The organism is Marivita sp., assembly GCF_022763305.1.
Taxonomy (GTDB): domain Bacteria; phylum Pseudomonadota; class Alphaproteobacteria; order Rhodobacterales; family Rhodobacteraceae; genus Marivita.
This window is the reverse complement of sequence record NZ_JALEGT010000002.1, coordinates 1-5023: the sequence shown is the minus strand read 5'-3', so window position 1 is coordinate 5023 and position 5023 is coordinate 1. Positions and strand designations below refer to the sequence as shown.

The following is a 5023-nucleotide window of genomic DNA, read 5'->3' as shown; positions in this document are numbered from 1 at the left end:
GTAGCAACCCGCTACGATCGATGCCCGAAAGTGTTCCTCTCGGCCATCGCCCTCGCGGCCATCGTCATCTATTGGTTATGAATCCTGACCCTAATTCTATTCTACAATTTTCCTCGTGCGGCCGGCCTCGGCCCGAAGCTGCCATTTTGATTTGTTCGGATTGCTGTTGCGCGGCGCGTCGAAGCTGACCTTCGCTGCTGATGCGAAACATGGGCGGATGCAAGTCAAAGGATTTGGGTTTGTGGGAGCCATTCACGCTGTACGTTCGGGCATCGACGGCAACTCTTTCGGATGCCATCTTTTGACTGAACTCCGAAAGGCCAAGAAGCCAAATTGGCTTACGAGCGGGTTCACCAAGCTCAATGGTGTCGCGTCTTGATTGTTGAGATGATGGCTTTGCGCAGGATTTCCACCACCGTGCCAGCCAAAAGGCCCCAAAGCGGGTTTGCAAACACCGTGGCCAGCGCCGCTGCCGCGATGACCGGGCGGCAGGACGGGCGCGCGTCGATCAGACGGTGGCTGATGGCCAGGTTCCATGCCGCGATTCCCAGCAACGCCCCCAGTGTCGCAGCTGGAATGGCCGACAGGATGGACGCTTGAACCGAAACTGGCAATGCGGCGATGATCAAGAGCGCGACGCCGATCAGGCAGGGCGCCGCGCCTGAACGGGCGCCAAAGCGGTGATGCGCCACGACGCCGCCTGCGCCGTGGCACATGGGCAAGGCTCCCAGCGGTGCGAGCACCAGATTGGCCAAACCAGAGGTCAGGCACAGGCGGCGCGGGGTGACATGGGCTGCCCGCTCTCTGAACAGATCGCCCGCGACGAGCGCTGTCAGAAAGACCGCATTGGTCAGAGTCAGCGCCAGCTGTGGCAGGGCCAAATCGGTGACGGCGCGGCACAGGTCTTGCATATCGGGGAAGGACAAGGGCGCGGGCGCGGCGGTCAGGGCTGGGGCGTCCGGCAGGCCAAGGGCCATTCCCGCCCCGATACCGACGATGATCGTCAGCAAAGCCGCCTAAGAGCCCGCCCAAAGCGCTGCCGTGGCCACCCCAAGCGACAGCGCGCCGACCGGCCAATGCTCCTGCATCAACCCGATGGCCACCCACGCCAGCGACAGGCCAAGGCCCAGTTGCAACCCCGACAGCACCGATTGCGGCACAAGCCGTGCGATCCGGTCGATCAACCCAGTGCTGCCAAGCCCCAACAGAACCAACCCGATCAGGACGCCGCTCAGCGCGATCTCTTTCGGGGTGACGAAACCCAGCAGGGCCACTGCGGCAATCGCCTTCATCGGCTGCACGGGGATCGGCAGACGATAGTAAAATCCGGTGGCGATGTAGAAAATCCCGAAGCCCGTCAACACCATATGTGGTGAAAGACCGGCCAGCAGAATGGCACCAAGGCTGAGCGGCAGCAGTGTGCCGATGTCGCCCAAGGCGCCGTTCGCCTCGCGCAGGGTCAGGCGATACGCAATGCCGCGCGGATCATCCATGACGTCGTACCCCGTTGATATCGCTTCACCGCATCATACTCTCACAGGAAAAGAAAAGCAGTGACAGAGGTACGATCATGAAAATTAGCGCGTCGGGCTTGAGCACATAGACCAGCACGGAGGCCGGCGGACCGGCGGCAAAGGCGGTGGCGACCTTGTCAGGCACCTCGACGACGCGACTCGCGCTGTCGGACACGGAGCGGGCATGGGCGGGCAGCGCCGGAGCCGCGAGGGTCGTCAGGAGATAGCGCATCTTAGCCTCCGTTCGGCGTGTCAAAGCCATACTGGGCCAACATGGCCTGCCTCTCGCGTGAGAGGATGCAATCCGCGAACGCCTGCGCGGCCTCCGGCGCGTCGTTCAGCACAATCAGGCCGTACTCGGCGTCAACAGACAGGGCTTCAGGGATTTGGACGATCTTCAAGCCAGGCGCCTCTTTCTTGGCCAGCGCCGCATTGGTGCAAGAGGTCGGGAAGACTTCGGCCTGATTGCTGTCCAGCACCCACGCGCAATTGTTGCGCCCGTATGGCGGCTTGGCGCTATCGGGCCGCCGGTCAGTTGCAGAGCCTTTCGCTTCAAAGCATCCATATGGCCGGACTTTTTGAACAGTGCAAAGGCGCGGTCGCCGGAGGTGTCCGCCTTGGGTGTCGAGGTGCCAAAGCGGGTGCTTTCCGCCAGCATCACGTGCAGCAATGTGTCGGTCGATACATCGATCTCGGGCCGGGCCAGACCGCACGGCCGATTGCGGGCAACAGCGTCACCGCGCCCGCTTTTCCCGCATTCGCCAGCGTCTACGGGTGGCGCATGTTGGCCGTGGCAAAGACATGCGCAGTCTCGCCTGCCTCGATCCGTTCGCGCATCGGGCCCGAGGGACCAAAAGCAGAAGTAATGGGTGTGCCCGTGGCTTCGGTGAACGCGGTTACCACGTCGGTCAAAGCAGCTTTCGGACTGCCCGCTGCAAGCAGCGACACATTCTGCGCCTTGGCCGGGGTCACTGTCACCGCGAACACTGCGGCGATAAGCGATCTAAACATGGCGGTCCTTCCAAGGTTGGTCCTATGCGGTCTGCCCGTCGCTGCGCGGGCTCTTACGGGACGCGTCGCGGCGGCTTTGGTTCAGCCAATACAGAACCTCGATCGTGCCATAAACGTCGAGCCCGTCGAGCGCATCCTGCGAGACCGGATCAAGCGCGATCCGACACTCCGACCCTTCGAGATGCGCCCGCCGCGGGCAGTCAGACCGCGTCGCCCAAGGCGTGCGAGTCCGGCCGAAAAAGCGCAGCTCGTAATCTGATGGCGGGGCAAGCTGGACAATTTGTTTACTCTCGCGCAGTTCGCCGGACATTGGCATCAAGTCTTCAAAAATTATGCAATAAAATGCAAAGCGACGTAGCAGGTTGCCAGGGAATCCACTAAAAAGTCCAATAAAAATAAAGAAATGACAGTCTTGAATTTTTGTCCTCTTGGCGCAAGGAATGCGCGGTGCGGGAAAAATAACAGGATTTTGCAAACCTGCCACCTGCAAACACGGGGAGGCTTTGATGCTGAAAATATCCGAAGACGCAGGCGACCCGCTTGGCGCGGCGCGCATCCTCATCGTCGATGACGAGCCGGGCATGCGGCATTTCCTCGTCAACACGCTGCGCCCCATCTCACGTCATGTCGACAGTGCCGCAGATGCCCGCGCTGCCGAGGCGATGCTGGCCACGCGCCAATACGATGTCATGGTACTTGACAACATCATGCCGGGGCAGAAGGGACTGGAATGGCTTCGGGATCAACGGTCCAAGGGCGGTTTTACCGACACGATCCTGATCACTGCATATGCCGATCTTCAGACTGCGATCGACGCGATGCGCGCTGGGGCGTCTGATTTCCTCGTCAAGCCCTTCCGGTCGAACCAGATCCTGAACGCGCTGCGCAAATGTCTGGAACTGGCGCAATTGAAACGCGAAAATGCGCTGTTGCGGCGTGAGCTTGATACGGTCGCCAATGGCAATCGCCGCAAGGAACTGATTGGAGCCTCGCCGGTCATCGCCGAGGTGCGCGCGCTGCTGGACCGCGTTGCGCCGCTGTCCACGCCTGTGTTGATCACCGGGCCGTCCGGCTCTGGAAAGGAAGTCGCGGCGCGCCATCTGCATGGACGGTCCGGGCGTGGCACGGCTCCATTCGTCACGATCCAGTGCGGTGCAATCCCGGCCGACAACATCGAATACGAACTGTTCGGTCACGGTGCCGGGGCATTTCCTGGCGCGCACGGCGGGCGCGAGGGATTACTCGCAAAGGCTTCGGGAGGGACTGTCTTTCTGGACGATGTCAGTGAACTCAGTGCCAGTGCGCAGACGGCTCTGTTGCGCGTGATCGAAGACGGGGTGATCCGACCCATAGGCACCGGGCGCGACGTTCAATTGGACCTGCGCTTCGTGATTGCCTCCAGTAAGCCACTGCAGAAGGCCGTGCAGGATGGACATTTCCGAGAGGATTTTCTTTTCCGCATCAACGTGATCGATGTGACTATGCCTCCGCTCAAGGATCGGGGTAGCGATATTCTGGACCTTGCCGAGCTGTTCCAAACCGAGATTGCAGCCGCGCTCAACCTTCCGCAGGTCGAGATCACCTCGGCTGTGCGCTCGGCCATGCTGCGCCACGATTGGCCCGGCAACATTCGGGAACTGCATAATTTCGTTGAACGAGCACTGATCTTTGGGCGGTTTCCGTTGGAAACCCTTGGCAGCGTCAGCACATCTGATGACATTGCCCCTTTGGAGGATATGGAAAAACGTGAAATCCTCAAAGCGCTCGACGCGCTTGGCGGCAATCGAACCGAAGCAGCACGACGGTTAGGCATTTCTCGCAAGACCATCGATCGCAAATGCGCGGGATGGGGACTGTAGCTGATGACGCGTCTGCCAGCGGTCCTGTCCGGCGCCATGCGATCCGTCCGGGTGCGACTGCTGGTGATCGCGCTCTTGCCGATGCTGGTGCTCCTGCCGGTCCTTCTGGGCAGCACGGTCTGGCGCTGGTCGGGCAAGGTCGATGCAATCTTGGTCAATAAGGTGACGGGCGACCTGACGATTGCGGATCAATACCTGGCGCGGCTGATCGAAACCTCAGGCGAGCGCGTCGACGCAATCGCGCGGTCTGTGGCTTTGCAGACCGCAGTGGCGGCCGGAACGATCGACGGTTTTTTGGAACAGGAGCGTAGGCGGCTGGGTCTCGATTTCCTGCAGATCTCCAGCGACACGCAGTGGCCCGTCGTCCAAGAAGCGCTTGGCGGACACTGGCGCAGCACAATCGATGTGTTCGACGCCGAAACACTGGCAGCGCTGTCGCCGGACTTGTCGGCGCTGGCCGAAATTCCCTTGGTCCCCACCCGCGGCGCAGTGCCGACGGATCGCACAGTCGAGACGCGCGGCATGGTAATCCATTCCGCCGCGCCTCTGAACTTACAGGACGGGCCACGGGCGGCTCTGGTTGGTGGTGTCCTACTGAACCGCAACCTTGGCTTCATCGACACGATCAATGCGCTAGTC

At 61.2% G+C, this 5023-nt stretch carries 8 protein-coding genes and 2 pseudogenes; 3 read left to right on the top strand and 7 right to left on the bottom strand.

What is annotated here, in order from left to right; translation table 11 throughout:
* A pseudogene (locus MRY75_RS00245) lies at positions 1-81 on the top strand (IS5/IS1182 family transposase); the annotation flags it as partial.
* 278 nt (positions 82-359) lie between these two features.
* On the opposite strand, the gene MRY75_RS00240 reads toward MRY75_RS00245, so the two are convergent.
* From MRY75_RS00240 to MRY75_RS00215, 7 genes are all read right to left on the bottom strand, one after another.
* Positions 360-1010: a putative sulfate/molybdate transporter gene (locus tag MRY75_RS00240; RefSeq protein ID WP_292305138.1), complete on the bottom strand. Its 651-nt coding sequence runs from the start codon at positions 1008-1010 to the stop codon at positions 360-362.
* 6 nt (positions 1011-1016) lie between these two features.
* A complete protein-coding gene (locus tag MRY75_RS00235; RefSeq protein ID WP_292305137.1) occupies positions 1017-1493 on the bottom strand; it encodes a putative sulfate/molybdate transporter in 477 nt (158 codons plus the stop codon).
* A gap of 25 nt (positions 1494-1518) precedes the next feature.
* Complete coding sequence (locus MRY75_RS00230; RefSeq protein ID WP_292305136.1) at positions 1519-1746, bottom strand: hypothetical protein; 228 nt, start codon at positions 1744-1746, stop codon at positions 1519-1521.
* 1 nt (position 1747) lies between these two features.
* Entirely contained in the window at positions 1748-1993 is a 246-nt protein-coding gene (locus tag MRY75_RS00225; protein WP_292305135.1) for a substrate-binding domain-containing protein, read from the bottom strand.
* Positions 1912-2205, bottom strand: a complete 294-nt coding sequence (locus tag MRY75_RS21960) for a substrate-binding domain-containing protein (protein WP_366934891.1) — start codon at positions 2203-2205, stop codon at positions 1912-1914. The genes MRY75_RS00225 and MRY75_RS21960 overlap by 82 nt, the downstream gene beginning before the upstream one ends.
* 77 nt (positions 2206-2282) lie before the next feature.
* The gene (locus MRY75_RS00220) at positions 2283-2525 is read right to left on the bottom strand and encodes a substrate-binding domain-containing protein (protein WP_292305134.1); all 243 of its coding nucleotides are present in this window, start codon (positions 2523-2525) and stop codon (positions 2283-2285) included.
* A gap of 22 nt (positions 2526-2547) precedes the next feature.
* Positions 2548-2835 (bottom strand): hypothetical protein, encoded by a 288-nt coding sequence (locus MRY75_RS00215; RefSeq protein ID WP_292305133.1) that lies wholly within the window; start codon positions 2833-2835, stop codon positions 2548-2550.
* A 196-nt stretch (positions 2836-3031) separates the two neighbouring features.
* Here MRY75_RS00215 and MRY75_RS00210 point away from each other — a divergent pair, with 196 nt between their 5' ends.
* Together MRY75_RS00210 and MRY75_RS00205 are read left to right on the top strand one after the other, a co-directional pair.
* Entirely contained in the window at positions 3032-4384 is a 1353-nt protein-coding gene (locus MRY75_RS00210) for a sigma-54 dependent transcriptional regulator (RefSeq protein WP_292305132.1), read from the top strand.
* Positions 4385-4387: 3 nt separating this feature from the next.
* Positions 4388-5023, top strand: a pseudogene (locus tag MRY75_RS00205) (two-component sensor histidine kinase); the annotation flags it as partial.

What these genes read in the sequence shown, in the direction of transcription:
- MRY75_RS00235 (WP_292305137.1), bottom strand. Translation starts at nt 1,493, where the DNA reads ATGGATGATCCGCGCGGCATTGCGTATCGCCTGACCCTGCGCGAGGCG.
- MRY75_RS00230 (WP_292305136.1), bottom strand. Translation starts at nt 1,746, where the DNA reads ATGCGCTATCTCCTGACGACCCTCGCGGCTCCGGCGCTGCCCGCCCAT.
- MRY75_RS00220 (WP_292305134.1), bottom strand. Translation starts at nt 2,525, where the DNA reads ATGTTTAGATCGCTTATCGCCGCAGTGTTCGCGGTGACAGTGACCCCG.
- MRY75_RS00215 (WP_292305133.1), bottom strand. Translation starts at nt 2,835, where the DNA reads ATGTCCGGCGAACTGCGCGAGAGTAAACAAATTGTCCAGCTTGCCCCG.
- MRY75_RS00210 (WP_292305132.1), top strand. Translation starts at nt 3,032, where the DNA reads ATGCTGAAAATATCCGAAGACGCAGGCGACCCGCTTGGCGCGGCGCGC.